Here is a 22,663-nt window from a genome sequence, read left to right as displayed (position 1 = left end):
TGCATGAAATTGTCCGGTTTCGATACGTTTGCACATACACCTGTACTCATTTCATGTTATTTGTTAAGAAAAAGTCGAGTATTGTCGCGGCTTCATCTATATTAAGTCTTGCGCCACTGATGTTAGCGGTTATTGCAAAAATATATCCGCTTTCAGGGTAGAAAAAGACAAAAGCCCTTCCTCCATCGATCAGTCCGCCGTGGTGAATATATTTCACGCCACGCCTGGTTTCATTGATCCGCCACGCTATGCCCACATTGGTACTCGTACCATTCTCAAGCTGTTGAGGGGCAAACAGGAGCTTAACCGTTTTCTCATCCAGCAGCCGATGGTTTAACAGGCCTCTGATCATATTAACCAGATCGACTGGTGTAGATAGAAATCCACCACCTGCCCACTTATAGCTGTTGTCAACAAGTGCTGCATTGACCAATCCGTTTTTATTACTTTCATAGAACCTCACCCTGCCGGGTAGAATGCTGTCACTATAATCAGGAAAAGTATTTGCCATGCCCAGCGGTATAAAAATACTGTCACGCATATAGGAAAGAAAGTCTTTGCCTGCAGCAGCCTCCAAAACAGCACTTAGCAGGTTGTAGCCATAAGAAGAATAAGCATAAGCAGTTCCGGGCTTGAATACAAGGCTATCCTTACTGAAGATCGACAACGACTCCGCTACGCTTTTGTAGCGCCTGGGAGTAGCGATAGGATCGTTATTTCCATAATGCCTGATTCCCGCCGTATGCCCTGCCAGTTGCCGGGCTGTGAAGGAATATTGTTTTTCAGGAAAATCAGGAAGGTACTTTTGAATAGGTGCATCTAAGTCCAGCTTCCTTTGCTGATAAAGCCGGCCAACTGCCATAGAGGTAAGCACTTTAGAAACAGACCCCAGGCGGAACATAGATTGTATGGTAACGGGAGCTTTATTTTCCAGGTCAGCAAATCCAAAGCCTTCTGCCCAAAGTATTTTTTCTCTGTTGCCTACACAAATTGAAATTCCGGGAATATGCTGGCTTATTTTTAAAGAGTCAATAAATCGCTCAGCAGTTAGGATCGCTTTCTTAAAGGACTTATCACGAATGACTTGATCAACCTTTTTCGATTGTGCCGAAGTTGAACAGAAATAAAGTAGAAGAGTAGCAGTTATGATGGCCCGCATGTGTTTATTATTTGATAGCCTCAAAACTGCCGTATTCCAGGCAACGGTAAAGTAAATTCGGTATAACGCAATAATTTACCCGTAAACTCCTCGAAAAAGCCGGTAAAAATTAGCGTATTGCTGTTACTCTTGCCCCAGCTTTTTGTACAACGCCTCTTTGTAGGTTACTCCCAGCGGTAGCTCTTTATCAAGTATTCTTACCAGGTTGCCTTCTACGAATTGTATATGCCGCAGATTGATGATAAATGATTTGTGGATACGCATGAACTGTTGTTCGGGCAACAGCTCTGCAATTTTATTGAGGGTTGAGTAGGAAGTATGAACGGTATTTGCTGTCACTACTTTTATATAATCTCCGAATCCCTCTATGTAGAAGATGTCCGGATAGGCGATGCGCAACAGCCGCTTTTGCACTTTGATAAAGATGGCTTCATCTGAAGGTTGACTTGACGTAACGGCTGGCACTTCTTTTTGTGTTCCGATCTTTTGGATCGCTTTGATGAACCGTTCGAAGGTGATAGGCTTTAATAGATAATCGACTGCCTCCAGCTCAAATGCTTCTACGGCATATTCCATATAGGCAGTCGTAAATATTACTTGGGGAGGATTCTTGAGCGACTTCAGGAAATTGAGACCCGTAATGCCTGGCATCTGGATGTCGAGAAACAGCAGGTCGATCTGTTCGCGGTGTAACAGCTCGAATGCCTCGATCGCTGTTTCACAGGTGCCTACTACCTGCAAGGTTTTTACCTGCCTTACGTGCGACTCCAGCAGTTGGCGTGCCAATGGCTCATCATCTATTATAAGGCACCTCGTCATTTTGCTGGTTTTAGTTGAACACTTAAAGTAACGATAAATTGTGAATCTTCTTCTGTGATCAGCAATTGGTGGCGCCCCGGGTATAATAATTCCAACCGTTTGCGCACATTGTATAACCCGATGCCGCTCTCTTTAGAGGGGGCGCCTGTTTTGGGTGCTATGAGGTTGGAGGTTTGAAAGGTAATTTCTTCTTCGTCGATGGTCATGAGTACCTGCACCTGGTTGCCCGGAATCTTGTGATGAAGTGAGTGTTTGAAGCAATTCTCGATCAATGGCAGGAATAGTAACGGCTCGATCATCGTTCCGTTGGGATTGCCCTGTACGCCGAATTGTAGTACATTATCATCGTTGTGACGAATACGCTCCAGTTCGATGTAGCTATGCATGAAAGCTATTTCTTTTGCCAGCAATACTTTTTCCTCCCTGGCTTCATACAATACATACCGCATAATACCAGATAGATTGGCAATGGAAACGGAAGTCTTTGGGGAGCCCTGCAAGCTGAGGGTGTACAGGTTGTTCAATGTGTTGAAAAGGAAATGTGGTTGTACCTGTGATTTTAACTGGTCGAGCTCCAGGCGTAATTTGTCGGATTGTAATTGATCCACCATGTGCTGCCGCTTGAATAGTTCACGAATGAATAATAAGCTTATTGAAGAAAGCAGGATCAGCAGGGTGAATCCGAGGTTTTGTAGCAGGTTTCCTGTCCAGTGAGCGGGATCGACCGATGCCAGGTTGGAACGGTACTTTTCAGGCACAAAGGACAGGCTGATCATCAGGATGTAAGAAAGCCTTGCGTTGATCTCATACAGCAATATGTAAAAAGGCAGAGATGCCAGGAACCACCAGGGCCGTTTATTGAACAGGGTACGCGGAAGCAGCCACCGGTAAAAGAATATAATGGAAGGCAGTTGTAATACATTCAGGAAGATGAGGCTCAGCGTAAAAGAGAACTTATCAAATATCTGTAGCCCTATGGACAAAGGGGTGATGACCGACAGTATTACAAGATAAAGCACCTCTACGAGGGTTACCTTTTTATAATAGCTCCATTTCTTCATGCCTTCAAACATCCTACAAATTAAAACAGCCTTTTATGTAGTGGGGCATTTATTTCGCCCAATTTGCTGTTTTGCCCGCCCAATTTAAATGCCAATATTCAACGGGCCGGTTTGTGTATTGGGCTAAAAGTCAATCCGGAGCGCTAATAGCGTCTGCAAATTTGCGTTCAAATCAACCGCATGAAAAAGATAGTTTTCCTGGTATTGTTCAGTATTATCGGATACGGCAGCCAGGCTCAAACCGGCACGCAGGCTGCACAACTTACCACATTTGGTAAGGTCTGGGGTTTTCTGAAGTATTACCATCCGGACGCTGCTAAAGGAAAGCCCGACTGGGACGGCGAGCTGATACGTATGCTCCCACTCGTGGAAGGCGCTAAAACCAGTAAAGCTTTTGACGAATTGCTGGAGGCATGGTACCGGTCTTTGCCGGCTGCGCGGTTAGCCACTACGCCTGTTAATTGGGGTGCTGATTCGGTGGCAAGGATCTTTACAGAAAAGGATATACAACATTTCAGGGTATCCAAATGGCTGAAAGCTGAACTGGTCCGCCTGTACCAATATCATATTCCTGACTCCAGCCGCTATATTTCCCGTTACTACAAGGGGCATCAGTATGATCATATTATCCATAATGAGGATGAATATGCTGCACCTGCTTATCCCGATCGCTCAGTGCGCCTGCTTACGTTGTTCCGTTACTGGAACACCATTACATATTTTTATCCGCATAAGGCGCGCATTAGTGCCTGGGATAAAGTGTTGGACAATTATATCGGGCGCTTCCTGCAAGCGAAAGATTCAGCGCAATATCAATATGCGGTACGTGAACTTATTCATGAGCTGCCCGACTCGCATTCTTTTATGCAGGGCGCTGGAGGTGTTGGCTATTTTTATCCTTTCCGTATCGATTATATTGAAGGCAAATACCTGATCGGTGAATGTGATGACAGCATTGCTACAAAATGGAATTATCGTTTAGGAGATGAGGTCGTGGCCATTAATGGCAAGTCTGTCCGGGAAAGAGAAGCGGAGCTGCTAAAGATCACAACTGGTACGAATGCCCTTTCTGTGCACCGCAATATTGCCCAGGAGCTTCTGAAGGTTGGAGATACTGTTTTGCAGGTTAGCTTCAAAAGAAAAGAAGAAGTCATTACTATCCCTGTAGAGTTGCATAGTTGGGAGGTTTACCGGCGTATTCCCAGGGCGCCTGCAAAACCTTTGTGGGTAGAGTTGGAAAAAGGTATCTGGTATGTTCGTTTTTGTAGTATCAGCAATCCGGATACGTTACGTCGTTTATTCCGCGATATTCAACAGGCTAAGGCTGTGATTTGGGAAATGCGTGCTTATCCTAATTATCGCGTGACTACCGAGCTGGGTAAATTCCTTTTTCCTGCAAAGACGCAATTAACGGAAGAGACGAATGCTTCGGATCAATACCCGGGTATGTTTATTAAAAGCCCGTATTATTTCACGCCTGCTGGCAAAGAAGATATGATCTATAACGGACCACTGATCGTTTTGGTAGATGAGCGCACGCAAAGCCTGTCGGAGTCAATAGCAGCGCTTTTAAAGATCAGGCCCAATACCGTTACCATGGGCCGGCAAACGGCTGGCACCACCGGTAACATTACCTGGTTTTCATTGCCCGGTGGCATAGGGGTTAGTTACACCGGTGTGGGGGTGGTAGGTATGCAGCAAGGCTTTAAACAGGGTGATGGCGTTAAGATCGATATCCCGGTTACGCTTACGCAAGACAGATTGATGGAAAGCAAGGATTATATATTGGAGCAGGCGATCTTACAGGCGAGGAAATATAAATAAAAACAGCCTCTTTACTGTTGATTTGGGCAATTATTTCGTTTTATTATAGAATATTATTAATTTTCTATACTTCACAGGTTAATTAACTATGTGGCTATCTGTAGTATTAAGTGGGGTGATATTATTTGTGAAGATTTATAAAACGATATTAGTGCGATGCGATATTCAGAAGCAGATATTCGAGCGATTTATATTGATCCTGCGTTGCAGGAGAGCAGTTGGAAGCCATTCAATATAAAAAGAGAATTCTATTTTAAATATTCGGAAAAGAATAAGGAGGCAAGAGTCTTTGTTGATTATTTGCTGGTAAATGATAATGCCTATTTGGCAATAATAGAAGCAAAGCGTTGGGATAAAAAGGTGAACTCAGGATTGCAAAAAGCGATTCTTTACGCTACAAAACTTCAAGTTCGATTTGTATATGCCGCAAACGGGAAAGAAATATACGAGTTCGATATGAGTTCCGGGAAAGGAAAAATTGTTCCGAATTTTCCTACTCTTGAAGAGCTTCTTGCGAAAATTATGATGCCTCATGTTACGCTTGAAGAATTACTAAGAAGTACCCCATTAAATCATAAAAATAAGCCTCATCAGTATCAGAATACAGCAATTGAAAACCTAATTGAAAGCATTGCTCAGCGAAATAAGAGAGCATTAATCAGAATGTCGCCTGGCACAGGAAAAACATATGTAGTTTTCCAGGTTTTATATAAGCTTATAAAGAGTAAATGGAATATTGAAGGAGCTGATAGGAATCCACGAGTATTATTTCTTTCGGATCGGAGAGAAATCGTAGAACAAAGCGCTCACTTTTTTAATCAGTTTGCTGAAGATATTGCTAAGGTTATTATTACTGACTCAAATAATTTAAAATTTTATCCTGAATCAGGTGTTTTCTTTTCTACTTATCAGTTGTTTTCTTTCAGAAAAAAGAAACTGGAGCTTTTTAGGAAGTTTAGTAAGAGTTTTTTCGATATTATTATAGCAGATGAGTATCATAAGCCTTCTATTTCAAAAGACGGTAAGTGGAACAAAATTCTATTGTATTTTGATCATGCCATACAGATAGGTATTTCATCTTTTGTACCAATTGAAAGGCTTGATGAACAAGATACTTATGAAGTGCCAGTGTTTGAATATTCCATTAAAGATGCTATTGAGGATAATGTATTGGCTACCCCTAAAATTTACCGTATTGCTGTGCATAAAGACAGCTTTTTTAATAGTGAGCTAGAACCATTATTAAAACGTATTTCTTCCCATGAGGAAGCAAAATTTATAGCAAAAGGAATTATTGAGCTAATAGGGACAAAGGATAAAACAATTGTTTATTGTAAAAATCAAGTGCATGCTCTCCAGATTAGCGACGCAATAAATGAAATAAAAGGTCTAGATGGTTATCCATATTGTGTTCGGGTTACTTCAGCAGATGGAGATAAAGGCAAAGATCTTTTGGATAGATTTGCAAGAAATATCGATGGAAGTCCAACGATTTTGACAACGGCTAAACTTTTAACTACAGGATTCGACATAAAGGAAATACGAAACATTGTTATTTGCCGCCCAATACATTCGTTAATCGAACTTTTACAAATTATTCAAAGGGGAGCTCGGCGAACTGAGGGGAAGGACTATTTTAATGTATTTGATTTTACTAGAGCAACTGATTTATTGTATAAATATCCGATTTAATCAGCTATCCAGTTTTAATACTTTCCTGGCCTGATTTTTTAATAAGCTTCGGTAGGCGCTGCTATTCTTTTGGCCGGCGTTCATAATTAATAAGTTATGCAGATCAATACGCTTTGGACAGGACGTGAATATTATTCGCTGGAGAACTGTTTGGTTACTATATCGGATACTGGTGTGGTGATCAATTCTACTATCATCGGGAAGTACCAGGAAAAGCTCTACCAGGTTGATTATACGATCAGGACGAATCAAGGGTGGCAAACCTTGTTGCTGGACTTACGCTACCGGCATAGCGATTTCAAAGAGCATCTGCTGCTGGAATGTGATGGGAAAGGTAACTGGCAGATGAATGGACGCGATGCCAGTCAGTTTAATGGATGCACCGAAGTAGATATTCCATTGACTCCTTTTACCAATACGTTGCCCATCAGGAGGCTTAATCTGAGTGACGGCCAATCGCAGGAAATCCAGGTTGTCTATTGCGATGTGCTGGAGCAGCAGATCCAACCGGTGCGCCAGCTGTATACCTGCCTTTCCAACAAGCTATACCACTACGAGAATATTCCCAATGATTTTGAAGCTGATATCATCGTTGATGAGCATGGCCTGGTGGTTGATTATCCGGCCCTGTTTGTACGAACTGCCGCTTTGCAAACAAACTATCTGCCATAATTAAACCTGGCATAATCTCGCTATTTCTTGCAAGGCCCTGCAGCCAATTTTACTGCCTTGTCACAAACGAGTTTTTGCGGTGTACTTAGTAAATAGCCACCTCAAAAGCTCTTTGTCATGAAAACAAAACCAACTAACCTCCTTATTGTCTTATTGATAGGTGTCTGCTTGCCAGTTCTTCCTGCGCTGGCTATTTCTCAAACAAGCCCGGTTGCCGACACGCCCTCCACTGTACCCAGAAAGCTTACTGTTTCCGCCATGCAAGCCGACTTCGACTTGCTGCGTAAAGCACTTGAAGAAGCGCATGGCGGCCTTTACCGTTTTTCTACCAGGGCCGAAATGAATAAACGGTTTGATGCTTACCGCAAGAGGATAGAGGGCATCAATAATCAACATGCTTTTATTGCACTCCTGTGTGAACTGCTGGCCACCACCCGCGATGGGCATATGCGTTTGGAGTATGATCCGGCAACAATTACGTCACTGGTTCAGTCCCGGTTATTCCCCCTCCGTGTATCGATTGAAGATGCCGGTTTAATGGTACTGTTCAATGATTCCCGGGGCGACTCTTCTATCTGTCCCGGCATGGAGATTGTCGATATCAATGGACATAAGGCAGGCGAGTTGGTGAAGCGGATGTTGTCATGTATTTCAGGAGATGGGTTTGTTGAAACGGGTAAGAAGAGACGCCTTGAACGAGGCTTTGCTGCTTATTACTGGTTGTTGGTTGATCAGTCTATGGAGTTCTCTATTACGGCTCGTGATTCGACAGGCAAGGTGATTGTTGTGAAACTACCCGGTGTTTTGAACGCTGAGCGGGAAAATAACAGAAACAACAATGTTGTGAATGCAGTTGCAAGAATGAATGTTTCCAGTCTTGATGGGGCGAAGGATAATATCTCTTTTCGATTTATGCAGGATCCTGCTATTGCTTACCTGCGTATCCGTTCTTTTGATACGGAGAATTTCCAGGCGCCTGTTGATTCTATATTCCGAATACTGCACATGCAGAAAACGAAGGCGCTGATCCTCGATCTGCGTGGCAATGGTGGAGGTATCGATATGCATGGGGCTTATCTGGTGTCTCAGTTTACCAATAAGCCATTCCGCTATTTTGATCGCATCCGGTTGAAAACTATCCAACCCTCCTTTACTTCTTTTAAAGCGAGTACGCTGGATGACCTGCGTAACGGTGTTGTTGCTGATCCCAATGGTGGTTACCTGGTAACGGCGAAATTGCATAATGGAGTAAGTGAACAGCAGCCGGCGAAATTCCCTTTCTCGGGGATGGTGTATGTATTACTGGATGGCGGCACTTTCTCTACTGCTGCCGATGTAGCTGCCGCTTTGTGGAATGTAACTACTTCATCGTTTATTGGCGAAGAGAGTGGTGGCACTTACGAAGGCAATACTTCCGGCCTTAACGCGCAGGTTAAATTGCCCAACTCCCAACTAAGCCTGAAGATCCATATGTATGAATACTGGAATGCCGGCCAGGCTACAGAGAAAGGGGTAGGCATACGGCCGGATCATGCCGTTGAAAAACGGATGGCCGATGTGCTACAGGGCATTGACAAACCCATGAACCGGGCAGTAGAGCTGGCCATGGCGAAACTGAATAAATAAAAAATGCAGGAAGTTATTAGCTTCCTGCATGCGCTGGCTATAAGGGGGATTTGCTTTTACGTTTGTTCCACGCTTACATTTTCACGATCCTGATCACAGTAGCAGGTGTCTTATCGAGCCCTGTGATGGTAATGAAGTAGATTCCTGGACCTACTGCTGTAAGATCTAGCGGTATGAGGTTCCAGCCTTTGGTAAGCCTCAGTTGTTGTTGCTGCAATACCTTTTGTCCAAAGGCATTGGTAACTGTGATGTTCTGCCGTGTGCTTTCAGCCAGAAGTGCTTTTACCGTGATGTGACCGGTAGTGGGGTTTGGCTGTGCTTTTGTTGCTATTACCTGGTCTTTCTCGCCACACAGTGACAGGCTCACAGATTTGTTGGTAACAACTGTACATCCATTGGCATTGTTGTAAGTGTACTGGATCATGTGGCCGCCTGGTTTCAGGCTATCGATGTACCAGGTATTGCCGCCCACGCCTTGTCCGGAGAATACGCCGCCTGGCAGGGAAGCGCTCAGCGTAAATCGTGCTTCTGACAGACAGATTGTATTGGGCACATTAATGATTGGTTTGTCGACAGGTTTTACTACCAGTTTTACTCCATCTGTATATACTTCTCTACCCGGCGCCTTCAATACGCAACGGTAGTAGAGATCGTTGGCTGCTGTGGTGTTGAGCTCGGTTTTGTTGGCACCGGCTATATTGTCCCAGTCATTGTTGTCACTACTTTGCTGCCATTGGTAGGTAATGGTCGCCGACATGGAGGCGGTTGCAATCGTAGTAAAGTTGACTGTACTTCCTGCGCATACTGTTTGTGCTGCCGGTTGCTGCTGTATGGTGATTATAGCGCCTTCTACGATAAGGGTACCATTGATCAGTTTAAACGAGTAGTTGTCTGCGTCACCATGTTTTAATATGATCGGGTATTCGCCCGGCGCGCTGGTGGCGGTAGCCGTGGTAACGATCTCCGGTGCAATGATGGAGTGTACGCCGTCGGTGCCTACAAAACCAGCGTAGCTGATCGTCAATGCCGGCAGGGCTTCTCCATATGCTTTTGTCTTATTCTCAGCTGTAGCCACCAGTTCTTTACGGTTCACGATGAGCAGTATCTCTACATCCGGTGCAGGATCATAGACGAGATCACCGGGCTGGCTTACTGTGATAGTTACGGCGCCTGCTTCTTTGATCTTTATCTTCCATTTACCATCGCCCGGGTCCTGATAGATCTCTGCGGTGGAGTCGCTGGCTAATGTGTAGCTTACCGGCAGTCCTGAGCTGGCTGTGGCCGTCAGTTCGTAGTCGGCATCTCCATAAGTAATGTTGATATCGTTTGCTGTAATGTTCTGATCTTTTGAGCTTGATTCGTATACACCGAGGTCGATGGCACTGCCGGTGATACGTGGCTTGCCGGCAATGTCTGTCAGCAGCCACGACAGATCGGGTGTTTCTCCCTCTTCATAATAATTCCTGTTACCTGCATTGATACCCGGGCTTTCGGCTTTTAGGGTGTAGTTGCCACCTGCCGGATTCAGGAACATAGGATCGAGGGCGCCATCGAAGTTATGGTTGGCCGGGTCTTCAGGCAAGCCTTCAATTAAGCTGAAGACTGTGAAGGGCATACTGTTCATGTTAGACATGCCATCACTGTTGCCATATACTATAGTATTACGAATGGATGGGCTGGAAGACATGTTGGCGATACCTCCTCCACTCACTGCTGCATTGTTGTTGCTGATGGTGAGGTTGGTGAGGATGGGCGATGAGAGGTTCGAGTTTGCCATACCACCTCCCTGGAATTCCGCGAGGTTATCTGTAATGAGCACATTGGTATAGATAGCTGAGGACTGGTCGTTGTAAATACCCCCTCCAAAGAAGGACGATGTATTACCAGTTACGATCAGGTTGGTGTAAACCGGTGATGCAAGGTAGTTGTGCAATCCGGCACCTGCCAGCTTGGTGATCGTATTGCCGTTGACATCTATATCGTTCAGCGATTCTACATCTCCACCACCACCTTTGATGGTAAAGCCGTCCATCGATGCTGTTTCCACATCGCCGGAAGCGATCACTACGTGGCAGGCATTCTCAAAACGGTTGTCGATGACCAGTGAGCTGCCGGTACCGATGATCTGGTCATCGTTATTATAGTCTCCACTCAGCATACTTGTATTGGCGGTAAGGGAGAGGTCTCTTTGTTCCAGTGTGTTTTCGTTGCCTGCAAAACCTCCATAGAGCCTGGTGTTTTTTACCAGCAGGAAGGCGTTGTTCATACCATCGTCATTACCGAAGTTGTTATCGGCAGGGCTATACAAAGGTTTGTAGGTCCCTCCTGCCACCCAGATCTGCAGCGGAGTGGCGGCAGTCCAGTTGTCCTGTCTTGCTTTGGCATAACGCAAGGCATCTGCCAGTTCGATCAGAGGAGCGTCCCAGCTGCTTCCATCACCGGGCACTATACTGTTTTTGTTGACGTATAATATATTGTTAGTGGGGTTGATGCCCAGTACGTCCATGGAATAGTTGCCGATAGGTGATGTGGTGCATCCGTTGCGGCTGATCACAACGTGAACCTGATCGTATGGTTTGGGGTAATAAGTATACTCGCTATTGGCTGATGATTGTACTACATTGCCGTTTACCTTGAAGGTATAATTTTCATAGCCGGATGTAGCCATGAATGTCACCTGCCTTCCTTCCATGATCTGTCCATATACGGATATGTTCAGTTCGGCAGCCATTTCTCCTACTGCTCCTATCTTAAGATTGCCGGGACCGGTATATTCTGTACCTGTACCTCCACCATCGGGGAAAGTATAATACCTGTTGGCAGGTGTAGCCGTGGGCGATGACAACCCAACGGGGTTATGTCCTCCCTCTGCCTGGCGGATGCCTATATAAAATGCTTCTCCTGGATTGATGATGGCAGCATAGTAGAAAGGGAGTTGTACGATAGTGTTGAGGTCGCTGGCGGTGATTACAAAGTCTGGCCCATCGTTTATAATGATGCCACCTTCATCGAGCATCATGGGTGTAACTGTTTTGCCGATGTTGGCAGGGTTATCGGCCACGTGAAAAGAAACGCCTGTAAGCTGTACCGGTACACCTGGTGCATTGTAGCGGGCGGTAATGATACCGGGTGCTGCAAGGCCAAAGCCATCATATATCGACTCGGTTCCTGTATAAGCAAAGTTGCTACAGGTTACTTCCTGTGAGATGGATACGGTGTTGTTGGCATTGTCTTCATCGTCGGGCACTTTCACTTCAATGGTTTGGGTGCCTGTGTTGGCAACCGATCCCATGAATGTTACTGTTGTACTGGTCCCTGCAGCGAGGAAGGGAATTGTTTGTACCTGGTGCTCTGCATTGGCACCTGTTACAGTAAAGTCTACTGTTATATCAGACTGGTCCTGCGTACCAGCGTTCCTGATAGTAGCTTTAATATTATTCTGGTCGGTCCATAACCTGCTGATGGTCCCAATTTCGGGCTCCACACTAACTACCTCAATATCGTTATTGACCGCGGTACTTATCCGCCGGCTCTGTGGTATGATAACTGTTGCCAGTACTGTTGCAGATGCAGCCAGACAAGTGGCTATCATCAGCGGCTTGCGTTTGTTCCTTGTAAATGACTTTAAAAGGGAAGCATGTACAGATTTTATCATGGGAAAGGGATTATAACCCGGTATTATATGCAGCCGGGGCATTGTAACAGGTAACGAATCCCAACATGGTTATATTGTTCCTAAAAAGGGAATAATAGCAGGGCAGAGAAGCCCGGAGTTGACTGCATTTATATTATGATGATATGTGTGTGCTTAGTACTTGTGTGACAGAGACTTATTTTGGTAAATACCGGGTGTCGATCCACTTTATTTCACGCTCGCTGCTGTAGAAAAAATATTGCCCATCGGGTGAAATATAAGGGCAAAAATCACGTGTCTGGGTATTGAACTTTGGGCCAAGGTTGGCAGCCGATTGCCATTGTTTGTTGGCGCCTGGCCGGGAATAGTACAGGTCTGCGGCTCCAAAGCCATCTTCTCTGTTCGAAGAGGCGAATAGGAGGATATCGTCTTTGGCTGATATGCCGGGGTCGAATTCTGAATTGGGGGTATTGATGGCTGCGCCCAGGTTCTCCGGTGTTGTGTATTGTCCGTTGATCAGTTTGCTTACATAAATATCTTCTTTTCCGAATCCGCCGCTACGGGATGATGCAAAGTACAGATTGCCATTGGTAGTAAATGAAGCATAGTAGTCATTACTATCGGTATTGATTTTTTGCAGGTATTCCGGTTTAGTCCAGGTGCCATTGGGTAATGGTGTTATGGAATAGAGATCGTAATCCTTCAGTGTGTCAGACTGGTCTTTGGGCCTGTTGGAAATGAAGTACAGTTTGCCATCGGGCGCGAAAGCAGGATCGGCATCCGAATAAGTAACTTCTACATTTGATAACAGAACGGGCTCATCCCAGGCGGTACCGTTGTAATGGCTAACATATATTTTGGATTGTTTATTCATGGTCCTTGAGAAGTAATAGAATTTGCCATCCGGAGAGAATGCCGCATTGAAATCAAAGGAGTCTTTGGATACTATGCCGGGCAGGAAAATGAGGGGGATGGAATCCGGTAAAGGTTGCGGATAAGGTATGGCCGTAGCTGTTGGCTGCTGCGTGGTGGTGTCGTTGCAGGAAGGGAGGCTGCTTAACAGAAAGCAGGCTACCACTATGGCGGAAGCAATTCGCAGGATGGTTTTCATGTATGTAAATATATAGAAATGGCCTGGTTGTTCAACCAGGCCTGCACGTAAGTGGAAACCGTTATGCCACCATATTTTCGAGGGCGCCGAACGCGTGGTCTATCACGATCTTCCAGGTGCCGTCGGGCTGCTGTTTCATTACTTCGATGCCTTTGGCGCTTATTTTCACTTCATCGCCATCGGTAATGCTCCATTCGGACCTTCCTACTGCGAGGTTGCCTGTTTGCAGGCAATAGACTGTTTTGATTTCCATCGTTCCTTTAATAGACAGGATGGCTTTGATGGCCTGTTCAAACTGGTCTTTGCCTGATACCGGTTTGCCGGGCTCCGGGACAATGATGCCATTGAAGTCATACATGCTCAACACAGTGGCTACATCGCCTGTATTGAATGCTGCTGCCAGTGTTGCATGCGCGTCTGCTGCCTTTGTAGGTAGGTTCATGTTTGTTGATTTTTTATAATGAATGATGATTGGAAATGTTCCCTTGCTATGCAAGGATGGGTTCAAAGTTTTGAACTTTAGCGATCGCGCGGGAAAGTGTGCCGATGTTGTCGTACAGTTTATTAAAGAAGAAATTCCCCATGCTTACGCGCTTAACACCCATGTTGTTGAGTTCTTCAAAGCCAGGGAGGCCAGGTATGCACATCACATTGAGGGGTAGGTTGGTATTGCTTATTACAGTGAGGATATCTTCTTCGCGCGCAATGCAGGGAAGGAAGATGCCGTCTGCTCCTGCTGCCTCGTAGAGTTTTGTGCGTTGTAGGCTTTCCTGCAGCTTGTTTGCGACATTGAGGATAAAGGTGTCGCAACGTACGTTGATAAAGACATTGGTGTTATCTGCAGTCAACCTGTTCTTTACCCGCTCTATTATCCTGGCAAAGGGGGCTGCTTCTTTTAGCTTTCTGCCCGCCTTATTGACCATGGAATCTTCGATGTTGATGCCAGCAACCCCAAGATCGGCCAGCTGTCTGATGTTGGCATATATCTCTTCGTCGGTTGTTCCGTAGCCTGTTTCAATGTCTACTGTTAAGGGTACCTGTATGGTTGATAATATACGTTTAACGACAAGAAGGTATTCTGCAAACGTCATTTCTTCTCCATCTTCATAGCCCAGGCTGTTGGCTACTGCAGCGCTGGAGGTAGCGATAGCCGGGAAGTTTTGTTCCTGGAAGAGGCGGGCGCTCTTTGCATTCCAGGCGTTGGGAAGTACAAACAGGTCGGATGCGTGGTGTAGTTTTCTAAACTGATCAAATGCTGAGGACATAATTTTTTGTTTACCGATTACTAATGTGTCTTGCTATCGGCATCAAAATTATCGTAGTGGCTATGCCTGTAAATTGTATAAAACGGAACTGCTTAGTGGCTGGCAAATGCCAATGTAAGCGGTGAGTTGTCGACGGAATAGCTGGAAGGGGTAGTGCCGGTGAAGCTTTTAAATTCCCTGATGAAGTGTGACTGGTCGAAGTACCCGCAATCGTAAGCAATGGAAGTGAGGGAAGCGTCTTTCTTATTGTTCAATAGACGAAGACTATTCTGGAAGCGATTTATTTTGCTGTACAGTTTAGGAGTAAGCCCTGTGTGTTGCAGAAAGAGTTTTTGCAGGTATCGTGCGGAGATGCCGTAGCGGGATGCTACGTTCTCGATGTTATCGAAGAAATCTTCGCGTTGTAGTTCGTTCATGATATCGCTGACTACTTCTACTTTATCGAGCCTCTTTTCCGACTGGGAAAGTCTATGCAGGAGGAATCTTTCCACCAGTTCTATTCTTTGTTGCCAGCCCGTTATTTCCTGCAGTTGTGTATACAGTGCATCTACTGTATTATTGGACACAGCACGGAAGTCGATGATCTGATCATTGAAGTGGTCGATGTTGTTGGGAACAAAGCAAGCGGCGCCATGGGGAAAGAGGCGGATGCCCAGCATGATATTTTTGCCGATGGATTTGATAGGCAATGGCTTGATGAGCTGTCCCCACAGTTCTATAGAAGGTGTTGTAATGTAGCTATCGCCTACGGCTGTTTGCCATTGGCCGGTGCCGAGGTTGAATATTATTTCCATTAAGCCGCTCGGGTACACGGTATCTTCAAATGCTACGTCTGATGAGGATTCATAGACAAAGTAACATTTTACATAGTGCTTTAACCTGCTATCGGGCTTTATTTCGGTATAGTTCATTGGTTCTGCACGATTTACAACAACAAGTCACTCAAAACCGTCTTTAAAGGTAGTAAAGTTAGCCAGACCGGGCGCTCTGGAATTGTACAATTCGGAACAAAATAAAAGAGTCCCACATGCAGGTGGGACTCTTTGTCGCTTAACTATAATACTCCCTACGATATCTTAATAACTGTCGTTTTGTTTCAGGTAGTCTTTCAGGTTGCTGGCGCCGTCGATGGCTGTCTGAGGAATCGGGAAGAGCCTTTTCTTCGGATTGTTGTCGCTCTTCTCTGTCCAGGCTCCTTCATATTTACCAAAGCGGATCATATCGGTCCTTCTGAGGCACTCCCAATATAGTTCGAATCCACGCTCTCTGAACAGCAGGTCGAGGGTCATGCTGGTGAGGGCTGGTGCTTTTTGACGTGCGGTACGGGCTGCTCTTATGGCATTCACATCGGCCAGTGCTCCGGCTACATCGTTGCTTTTCCTGAGTTTCGCTTCGGCACGCATGAGGTATACGTCTGCAAGACGGAGGATCACGATATCTGCTTCGCCAAAGTTCCGTCCACTCACTGATTTGCGGCTGAACATGTATTTGGATACGCGATAACCGGAAGGATAATCGCTACCAGCGGTGGTGAAGTCTACTTTTTCGGTAAAGATCACAGGCTGTGTAGGCTTGTTGCGGGTGTCGTGGAATAGCTGACCTACTTTCATGCTGCCATTAACACATTTTACAAATACACCGTTCTTTCTGATCAAACCGTATTGTTGTCCACGCAGGATACCACGGTTGATGAAGAACTGTGCAGCAGGTACACAGCTATCGGCAGGATTGGAATAGATCGACAGGTTTTCTTTATAGAAGCGTGGGTCTGCTGAAGGATCAGCAGGTGCATATGCCTGTGCCCACACCTGGTAGAAATCGGATGTAATGGCCGGACCATCTGTTCCGTTGGCGCCAACATAATCGGGTAAAGGAAACTGATCACCGGAAAGGGAGAAGTAAGCCATACGGTTATGACCGTTAAGGTCGGCACGTTGGTCTACTGCAAAGATGATCTCTTTGTTGGTGTCGTTGTTGTCATCGAAGATGGCAAAATACTCAGGAGAGAACTGGTACTTGTTGGAAGAAATGATCTTGTCGCAATACTCGATCACCTTGTCCATGTCGGCTGGTGCGAAAGTGAGTTGCGTACCATAGATATTTTTATAGGCAGCGCTGTTGAGGTAGAGGCGTGCCAATAATCCCCAGCAGGCTTCTTTGGAAACCCTGCCGGTAGTAACACCACTTTCGAGGTTGGGCTCTGCATCAAGCAGTTCTTTTTTGATGTACTCCACTGCTTCAGTGCCGCGTAGTATAGCTGATAATGCACTGGGATCATCTTTCACGAATATCAATCCGAAAAGGTCCAGCAGCATCATATTGTAGTATGCGCGCATGGCTTTGGCCTCTGCGGTGAAGGTTTTTACGGATGGATCATTTAATGTGGGCAGTGAGTTCAGCGCCGAGATCGACCTTGAAACGCCTTGTACCAACAGGTTCCAGGTGTTGCGGAGGTTGGGGTCGGTGGAAGTGGATGCGTGCCTGTGCAGCGCCAGGTAAATGCCGTTATCACCCCAATCGGTACCGCCGCGGTAAGGGAGGATAGCTTCGTCTGTAGAGATCTCCTGGATAGCGAGGTAGTTGGTATGCAGGAAGATGTTGGGCAGCTGTGCGTATACGGGTGCAATAGCGCCCTCTGCTGCCTGCTTGGGTGTAAGCCCTGTTGCTGATGATTCGTCAAGTACCTTTTCGTTCAGCTTGGTACAACCTGTACCTGCTACGATGGCACTAAGTATAAGTGGTATGAATATTTTCTTTGTCATGGTAATTAACTTTAGAAGGTTACATTGAATCCAAGGAGGAATGACCTTGCTTTAGGATAGCTGAGGTAATCGATTCCATAGGATGAGATGCCATTGATGGTCCTGTCGGTATTTACTTCAGGATCGTATCCATCGTAAGGTGTGATGACAAACAGGTTTTGTCCTGTAAGCGACACTCTCATTGCATTGATCCATTTGCCTAAGCCCATTGCTTTGGTGTTGAAGGTGTAACCGATACTCAGGTTGTTCATCCGCAGGAACTTGGCGTCTTTCAGGTAGCGGGAAGACACAGGCGCTGAGTTGGTGGTTGCTTCTTTAGGATCGGCAATAGCTTCGGGAGTAGTGTTCACGCCTTTTGCCAGCAGGTTTTTGTAGAAGCTGGAGTTGGCAGTGTTGTCATAAACCTTGTTGCCGGATACGCCATTGAAGTTGGCTGACAGGTCGAGGCCTTTGTAACCAAGGTTGAAATAGAAGTTGTACATGGTTTTGGGCAACGCTGATCCGAGGGCCTGACGATCTTTATCGTTGGCAACGCCATCTCCTGTAACATCACGGTACATGCTCAGGCCATTGGCGTCAAAACCAATAAACTCCTGGAGGAAGAATGTTCCAATAGGTTGACCATTCACATAACCGTTGATGGTAGCGGATGTAAGACCGGCACCGGAAGCAGAACCTGAAGGGATCACTGAATAGGGCGAATGTTCAACTTTGTTATTGATGAATGTAACGTTACCGCCTACTGAATACGAGAATCCGTTGGGGGTAGTATGACGATATGCGAGATCAAATTCCACCCCTTTGTTGGTGATGGTCATGTCTGGCACATTGGTCCACTGGGTAGATGCCGGCTGAATAGGATCGGCAGGTATTACTTCGAGCAGGATGTTGTCGGTCACTTTGCGGAAGTAATCAACGGTACCAGTCAATGCTCCGCCAAACAATTCGAAATCCAGACCTATGTCTGTTTGTGCAGAAACTTCCCACTGGATATCAGGATTAGCCAAACGCTGGTAAGCTGTACCTACAGGGTAGGCAGTGCCTGGATAAAGCGGATAGCTGGCTGCTGCGCCTGGTGTGGCGGTAAACAGCGCCTGTGTGATCTTGGAAGGAATTTCCTGGTTACCTGTTTTTCCCCATCCTGCACGCAGTTTCAGGTTATAGAAGGGGCCATTTTCCAGGAACTTTTCTCTGGATATTATCCATGCTCCGGAGAAGGAAGGGAATACACCATACTTGTTGTTGGCTCCGAATTTAGATGAACCATCTGCACGTACGGTGGCAGTGAACAGGTACTTGTCATCGTACGAGTAGTTTACACGTCCGAAGAATGATTGCAGTTCGTTGATGACAGCATAACCGGAAGGCCTGTTATTGGCAAGGGTAAGCTCCTGTCCGAGACCTGGATTATAGATTGGTTCTACATCAGAGATCGGGAAGTTGTTGATGCTGGTGCCGCGACCTTGTATAAAGAACTTCTGATAGGAGTGACCTGCCAGTGCTGTGAGCTTATGGTTATTGATCGTTGTTGCGTAGGTGAGGTAATTTTCGATCAGGTGGTTGCGGTTAACGTTGCTATAGGTTTCCAGGCGACCCAGGCGCAGGGGTACTGTGTTGGGCAGTGACTGGATGTCTCTGGTAGCAGTAGAGTTATCGATACCGAAGTTGATCTTATATACCAGTCCTTTCAGGATGGTCAACGAACCGCTGATATTACCCAATACCCTGTTGATGGAGGTGATGTCCTTTTCGAGGGCTAGCACCGCGAGTGGGTTGATACCGTTCTGGAACTGGAAGGGCTTTCCATCAGCACCATAGGCAGGGATGGTTGGGTTGGTAGAGATAGCGCCACCGATGAGGCCGCCAATGTTGGGGCGCAGGTTGGATGTGTTGTTGGCGCTCAGGTTAGCCTCTATCACCAGCCTGTCGTCGAGCAGTTTCTGGCTCATGTTGAAACGGCCGTTGTAGCGTTTCACGTCATTACCTTTTAGGATACCTTGCTGCAATTGCATGCCGAAAGAACCATAGTAGGTGAACTTGTTGGTGCCTCCTGACAGGGTAACGTTGTGGTTTTGTGTCCAGGCTGTGCGGCTTACTTCTTTTTGCCAATCGGTACTGCCTTTGAAATCTTCCAGTGCATTGCCGAGTGCGGCTACTTGTTTCTTATACTCATCTGTTTTGTAAACGGGTAATGGGTTGGCCATGGTGCTGAAGCCTCCGCTGAAGTTATAGCTCACTGTGCTAAAACCTGCGCGGCCTTTTTTAGTAGTGATGAGTACTACACCATTAGCGCCTCTTGATCCATAGATGGCTGTAGCTGATGCATCTTTCAGTACGTCCATGGATTCGATATCCTGTGGGTTGAGGAAGCTGATCGGGTTGATGGCGCCGCCTACTGATGAGTTGTCGAGGGCCATACCATCTACTACAAATAGTGGTGTACTTCCGGTACGAACACCGCCCGGACCACGGATGGTAATATTCTGAATAGCGCCGGGCTCACCGCTGGCGGAAGTAACGTTCACGCCTGATACCTTACCTTGTAAGAGTTCCTCGGGTGTGTTGATGATACCTTTGTTGAAGTCGGCTGCTTTTACTGATTTCACAGCTCCGGTTACATCGCGCTTGGTGGATTTACCATAACCTACCACCACTACTTCTGCTGCCGTGTTGGAAGAAGAGGGCTCCAATGTTACATCCACTACAATAGCGCCGGCAGCATCGGGTTTATTTCCACTTACTTTTTTTTCTGCGTAGCCTACATGCGAGAAAGTGAAGCTGTAGGTGCCTGTTGCATCGAGGTTTTTAAATTCGAAGGCTCCTTTTGAATCTGTTTGTGCTGATCTTTTAAATTGATTTTTTTCGTTGGCTACCAATACCGTGACGCCTTGCATCGGTGCGGAGCTTTCATTGACTACAGTTCCTCTGGCAGTTGTTTGGGTCGTTTGGGAAAATGCAGTTGCATACATTAGCAGATGCGCCAATAGCAGTACACCCCACACGGTAACCCGTGGGTTGATTAATTTCATTTGGCTCTAAGTTTTAATTTAGGTGCAAAGTTGTTAGAATTAGCGGGGCCATCCCCCTCAGTTTTGGTTATGAATACATTAAGTTAAAGAGAAGGGAATATTATCTTTTATGTTATTGCGAAACCGGTTTCGTGCGAAGTGTGATTTCAATCATGGTATTGTATACCTATTTATAGTATTACTAAACCAAATAATCTTGATGAGTGAGCTGTTAATTGGATGAATGTGACAGAAGTGGGTGTGGCTTCAGTAAGCTGGGCTCATCCTGTATGCTTTTAGATATATATTCAATATTCGTAATGTAAATTCTAAAGACGCTGATGAACCCGGTAAAGGCAATTTGGGTTATTATTGTGCATGCTGCAAGCATCTTCTGCTGATAAAAATTTAGTTGTCGATATTCTTACAAAAGCTTTTTGGGATAACCTGAGTGTTAATTATGTAATCGATCCAAAAAAGGATAAGGCTTCTGCTATAAAAGCGCTGATGGCTTATTCTTTCGATGTGTGTATGGCTTATGGATCGGTGTTTCTCAATAAGGATAGGGATGCTGCCGCTTTGTTTTTTTATCCGCACAAGAAGCGAACGACTTTTCAAACGATATGGTGGGATGTGCGTTTGTTGCTTACTTGTTTTGGTGCAAAGAATGCAGGTAAGATCACTGGTCGTGAAAAGATCATCCACCAGGTGAAGGGTAAAAAAGATATGTTGTATTTGTGGTTTATTGGGGTGCTGCCTTCAACCCAGGGCAAAGGGAAAGGCAGCGCATTGCTGACTGAAGTATTGCAAATAGCGCAACAGGAACAACTACCTGTGTACCTCGAAACTTCCATGACACAGAATCTGCCATTGTATAAACGGTTTGGGTTTACGATTTATCATGAACATGAATTTAGTTACCGGTTGTATTTTTTGAGGAAAGATGTTTAAATGATAGGCTTTTTAGGCGTAGATTTTACGGGTCAATTATAGCTTGTATTATATTTATATTCTATAGGGACGTATTCGTCCCTTTTTTATTTCCCAAATCAAAACCTGTATGAATCCCATCCAAAGCGCTGTTCAAAATTTCCTGAATCATTGTCGTTATGAGAAGAATTTAAGCACCAAAACTATCAAGGCTTATTCTACGGACTTGTTGCAGTTTTCGGCATTTATTGAAGCAAAGTCAATTGTGTTGATCGAGCACGTGACTAAAGTAGAATTGAGGAGCTTTCTTGAAGAGATATCCTCATTAAAAGCCAAATCTATCAAACGTAAGGTCGCTACGTTAAAGGCGCTTTTCAATTTCCTGGAGTTTGATGATCTGATAGCTGTTAACCCATGGAGAAAGATGAAGATCAGGATCAAAGAGCCCAAGGTGCTTCCGACGGTACTGGATCTTTCTGAAGTGGGCAGGATGCTACGGAGCCTTTATAAGAGGAAGCAGGCGTTGGAGGGTAAGCATAGTTATGCTTATAAAGAGGTGGTACGCAATATTACTATCCTAGAACTGCTTTTTGCTACCGGTGGCAGGGTATCGGAGATTGCGAGGTTGAAGAATGAGGATGTGAGTTTACAAACGGGTGTGATCATCATTCAAGGGAAAGGGGATAAGGAGCGTATTATCCAGGTTTGTAATGAAGAGGTATTGTCGTTGTTGAAGCATTACCGTAAAATATGGGGTGCTGAGATCGCTTCCGACGGCTATTTTTTAATAAACAGGTTTGGGAATGTGTTGTCTGACCAATCGATTCGGAACCTGGTAAAGCGGGTGTCGAAGGAGGCTGGCATTGCCAAGCATGTAACACCCCACGTTTTCCGGCACTCTTTTGCTACGCTGCTGTTGGAAAAGGATGTGGACATAAAGTATATACAGTCGCTTCTCGGCCATAGTTCTGTGAACACTACTCAAATCTATACGCATGTGAATAAGCATAAGCAGCGGCAGCTGTTGAAAGCAAAGCATCCGAGACGGGATTTGATGATGGGTGATGTAGTGTCCTGAATGCAGGATAACTATTTATTAT

16 protein-coding genes are annotated in these 22,663 nt (G+C 45.5%); 6 read left to right on the top strand and 10 right to left on the bottom strand.

Annotated features, from left to right (window positions below; genetic code table 11):
- Positions 1-46: 46 nt before the first annotated feature.
- The 3 genes from AC5JBY_RS02735 to AC5JBY_RS02725 all read right to left on the bottom strand — a co-directional run bounded on the left by AC5JBY_RS02735 (position 47) and on the right by AC5JBY_RS02725 (position 3,051).
- Positions 47-1,159, bottom strand: coding sequence for a serine hydrolase domain-containing protein (locus tag AC5JBY_RS02735; protein WP_495903014.1), 1,113 nt, complete (start codon positions 1,157-1,159; stop codon positions 47-49).
- A 123-nt stretch (positions 1,160-1,282) separates the two neighbouring features.
- A complete protein-coding gene (locus tag AC5JBY_RS02730) occupies positions 1,283-1,978 on the bottom strand; it encodes a LytR/AlgR family response regulator transcription factor (RefSeq protein WP_495903013.1) in 696 nt (231 codons plus the stop codon).
- A complete protein-coding gene (locus AC5JBY_RS02725) occupies positions 1,975-3,051 on the bottom strand; it encodes a sensor histidine kinase (RefSeq protein ID WP_495903012.1) in 1,077 nt (358 codons plus the stop codon). Before AC5JBY_RS02725 ends, AC5JBY_RS02730 begins: the two co-directional genes overlap by 4 nt.
- Before the next feature lie 168 nt (positions 3,052-3,219).
- Here AC5JBY_RS02725 and AC5JBY_RS02720 point away from each other — a divergent pair, with 168 nt between their 5' ends.
- The 4 genes from AC5JBY_RS02720 (at position 3,220) to AC5JBY_RS02705 (ending at position 8,853) form a co-directional block, all read left to right on the top strand.
- Complete coding sequence (locus AC5JBY_RS02720) at positions 3,220-4,863, top strand: S41 family peptidase (RefSeq protein ID WP_495903011.1); 1,644 nt, start codon at positions 3,220-3,222, stop codon at positions 4,861-4,863.
- Between the two features lie 156 nt (positions 4,864-5,019).
- On the top strand, positions 5,020-6,555 hold the full coding sequence (locus AC5JBY_RS02715) for a DEAD/DEAH box helicase family protein (protein WP_495903010.1): 1,536 nt from the start codon (positions 5,020-5,022) through the stop codon (positions 6,553-6,555).
- Positions 6,556-6,651: 96 nt separating this feature from the next.
- Entirely contained in the window at positions 6,652-7,227 is a 576-nt protein-coding gene (locus tag AC5JBY_RS02710; RefSeq protein ID WP_495903009.1) for a putative glycolipid-binding domain-containing protein, read from the top strand.
- A gap of 117 nt (positions 7,228-7,344) precedes the next feature.
- A complete protein-coding gene (locus AC5JBY_RS02705; RefSeq protein WP_495903008.1) occupies positions 7,345-8,853 on the top strand; it encodes a S41 family peptidase in 1,509 nt (502 codons plus the stop codon).
- A gap of 73 nt (positions 8,854-8,926) precedes the next feature.
- On the opposite strand, the gene AC5JBY_RS02700 is transcribed toward AC5JBY_RS02705, so the two are convergent.
- From AC5JBY_RS02700 to AC5JBY_RS02670, 7 genes are all read right to left on the bottom strand, one after another.
- A complete protein-coding gene (locus AC5JBY_RS02700) occupies positions 8,927-12,508 on the bottom strand; it encodes an MBG domain-containing protein (protein WP_495903007.1) in 3,582 nt (1,193 codons plus the stop codon).
- 175 nt (positions 12,509-12,683) lie between these two features.
- Positions 12,684-13,598 (bottom strand): hypothetical protein, encoded by a 915-nt coding sequence (locus tag AC5JBY_RS02695; protein ID WP_495903006.1) that lies wholly within the window; start codon positions 13,596-13,598, stop codon positions 12,684-12,686.
- A gap of 61 nt (positions 13,599-13,659) precedes the next feature.
- Positions 13,660-14,040 (bottom strand): YybH family protein, encoded by a 381-nt coding sequence (locus AC5JBY_RS02690; RefSeq protein ID WP_495903005.1) that lies wholly within the window; start codon positions 14,038-14,040, stop codon positions 13,660-13,662.
- A gap of 46 nt (positions 14,041-14,086) precedes the next feature.
- Positions 14,087-14,863 (bottom strand): isocitrate lyase/PEP mutase family protein, encoded by a 777-nt coding sequence (locus tag AC5JBY_RS02685; RefSeq protein WP_495903004.1) that lies wholly within the window; start codon positions 14,861-14,863, stop codon positions 14,087-14,089.
- A gap of 92 nt (positions 14,864-14,955) precedes the next feature.
- Positions 14,956-15,774 (bottom strand): helix-turn-helix domain-containing protein, encoded by an 819-nt coding sequence (locus AC5JBY_RS02680; protein ID WP_495903003.1) that lies wholly within the window; start codon positions 15,772-15,774, stop codon positions 14,956-14,958.
- Positions 15,775-15,939: 165 nt separating this feature from the next.
- Entirely contained in the window at positions 15,940-17,625 is a 1,686-nt protein-coding gene (locus tag AC5JBY_RS02675; protein WP_495903002.1) for a RagB/SusD family nutrient uptake outer membrane protein, read from the bottom strand.
- Between the two features lie 11 nt (positions 17,626-17,636).
- Entirely contained in the window at positions 17,637-20,654 is a 3,018-nt protein-coding gene (locus AC5JBY_RS02670; RefSeq protein WP_495903001.1) for a SusC/RagA family TonB-linked outer membrane protein, read from the bottom strand.
- A 357-nt stretch (positions 20,655-21,011) separates the two neighbouring features.
- Here AC5JBY_RS02670 and AC5JBY_RS02665 point away from each other — a divergent pair, with 357 nt between their 5' ends.
- Positions 21,012-21,584, top strand: a complete 573-nt coding sequence (locus tag AC5JBY_RS02665; protein ID WP_495903000.1) for a GNAT family N-acetyltransferase — start codon at positions 21,012-21,014, stop codon at positions 21,582-21,584.
- Positions 21,585-21,693: 109 nt separating this feature from the next.
- Entirely contained in the window at positions 21,694-22,641 is a 948-nt protein-coding gene (locus AC5JBY_RS02660; protein ID WP_495902999.1) for a tyrosine-type recombinase/integrase, read from the top strand.
- The last annotated feature ends 22 nt before the right edge of the window (positions 22,642-22,663 follow it).

It is taken from the genome of Paraflavitalea sp., assembly GCF_059502485.1.
The sequence above is the reverse complement of the archived record's forward strand: the minus strand, read 5'-3'. Positions and strand labels throughout refer to the sequence as shown.

Bases quoted from the DNA above. Each gene is read 5' to 3' on its own strand.
- AC5JBY_RS02720 (WP_495903011.1), top strand. From the start codon at position 3,220: ATGAAAAAGATAGTTTTCCTGGTATTGTTCAGTATTATCGGATACGGC.
- AC5JBY_RS02675 (WP_495903002.1), bottom strand. From the start codon at position 17,625: ATGACAAAGAAAATATTCATACCACTTATACTTAGTGCCATCGTAGCA.
- AC5JBY_RS02690 (WP_495903005.1), bottom strand. From the start codon at position 14,040: ATGAACCTACCTACAAAGGCAGCAGACGCGCATGCAACACTGGCAGCA.
- AC5JBY_RS02700 (WP_495903007.1), bottom strand. From the start codon at position 12,508: ATGATAAAATCTGTACATGCTTCCCTTTTAAAGTCATTTACAAGGAAC.
- AC5JBY_RS02660 (WP_495902999.1), top strand. From the start codon at position 21,694: ATGAATCCCATCCAAAGCGCTGTTCAAAATTTCCTGAATCATTGTCGT.
- AC5JBY_RS02680 (WP_495903003.1), bottom strand. From the start codon at position 15,774: ATGAACTATACCGAAATAAAGCCCGATAGCAGGTTAAAGCACTATGTA.
- AC5JBY_RS02715 (WP_495903010.1), top strand. From the start codon at position 5,020: ATGCGATATTCAGAAGCAGATATTCGAGCGATTTATATTGATCCTGCG.
- AC5JBY_RS02725 (WP_495903012.1), bottom strand. From the start codon at position 3,051: ATGTTTGAAGGCATGAAGAAATGGAGCTATTATAAAAAGGTAACCCTC.
- AC5JBY_RS02695 (WP_495903006.1), bottom strand. From the start codon at position 13,598: ATGAAAACCATCCTGCGAATTGCTTCCGCCATAGTGGTAGCCTGCTTT.
- AC5JBY_RS02705 (WP_495903008.1), top strand. From the start codon at position 7,345: ATGAAAACAAAACCAACTAACCTCCTTATTGTCTTATTGATAGGTGTC.
- AC5JBY_RS02710 (WP_495903009.1), top strand. From the start codon at position 6,652: ATGCAGATCAATACGCTTTGGACAGGACGTGAATATTATTCGCTGGAG.
- AC5JBY_RS02670 (WP_495903001.1), bottom strand. From the start codon at position 20,654: ATGAAATTAATCAACCCACGGGTTACCGTGTGGGGTGTACTGCTATTG.
- AC5JBY_RS02685 (WP_495903004.1), bottom strand. From the start codon at position 14,863: ATGTCCTCAGCATTTGATCAGTTTAGAAAACTACACCACGCATCCGAC.
- AC5JBY_RS02665 (WP_495903000.1), top strand. From the start codon at position 21,012: ATGCTGCAAGCATCTTCTGCTGATAAAAATTTAGTTGTCGATATTCTT.
- AC5JBY_RS02730 (WP_495903013.1), bottom strand. From the start codon at position 1,978: ATGACGAGGTGCCTTATAATAGATGATGAGCCATTGGCACGCCAACTG.
- AC5JBY_RS02735 (WP_495903014.1), bottom strand. From the start codon at position 1,159: ATGCGGGCCATCATAACTGCTACTCTTCTACTTTATTTCTGTTCAACT.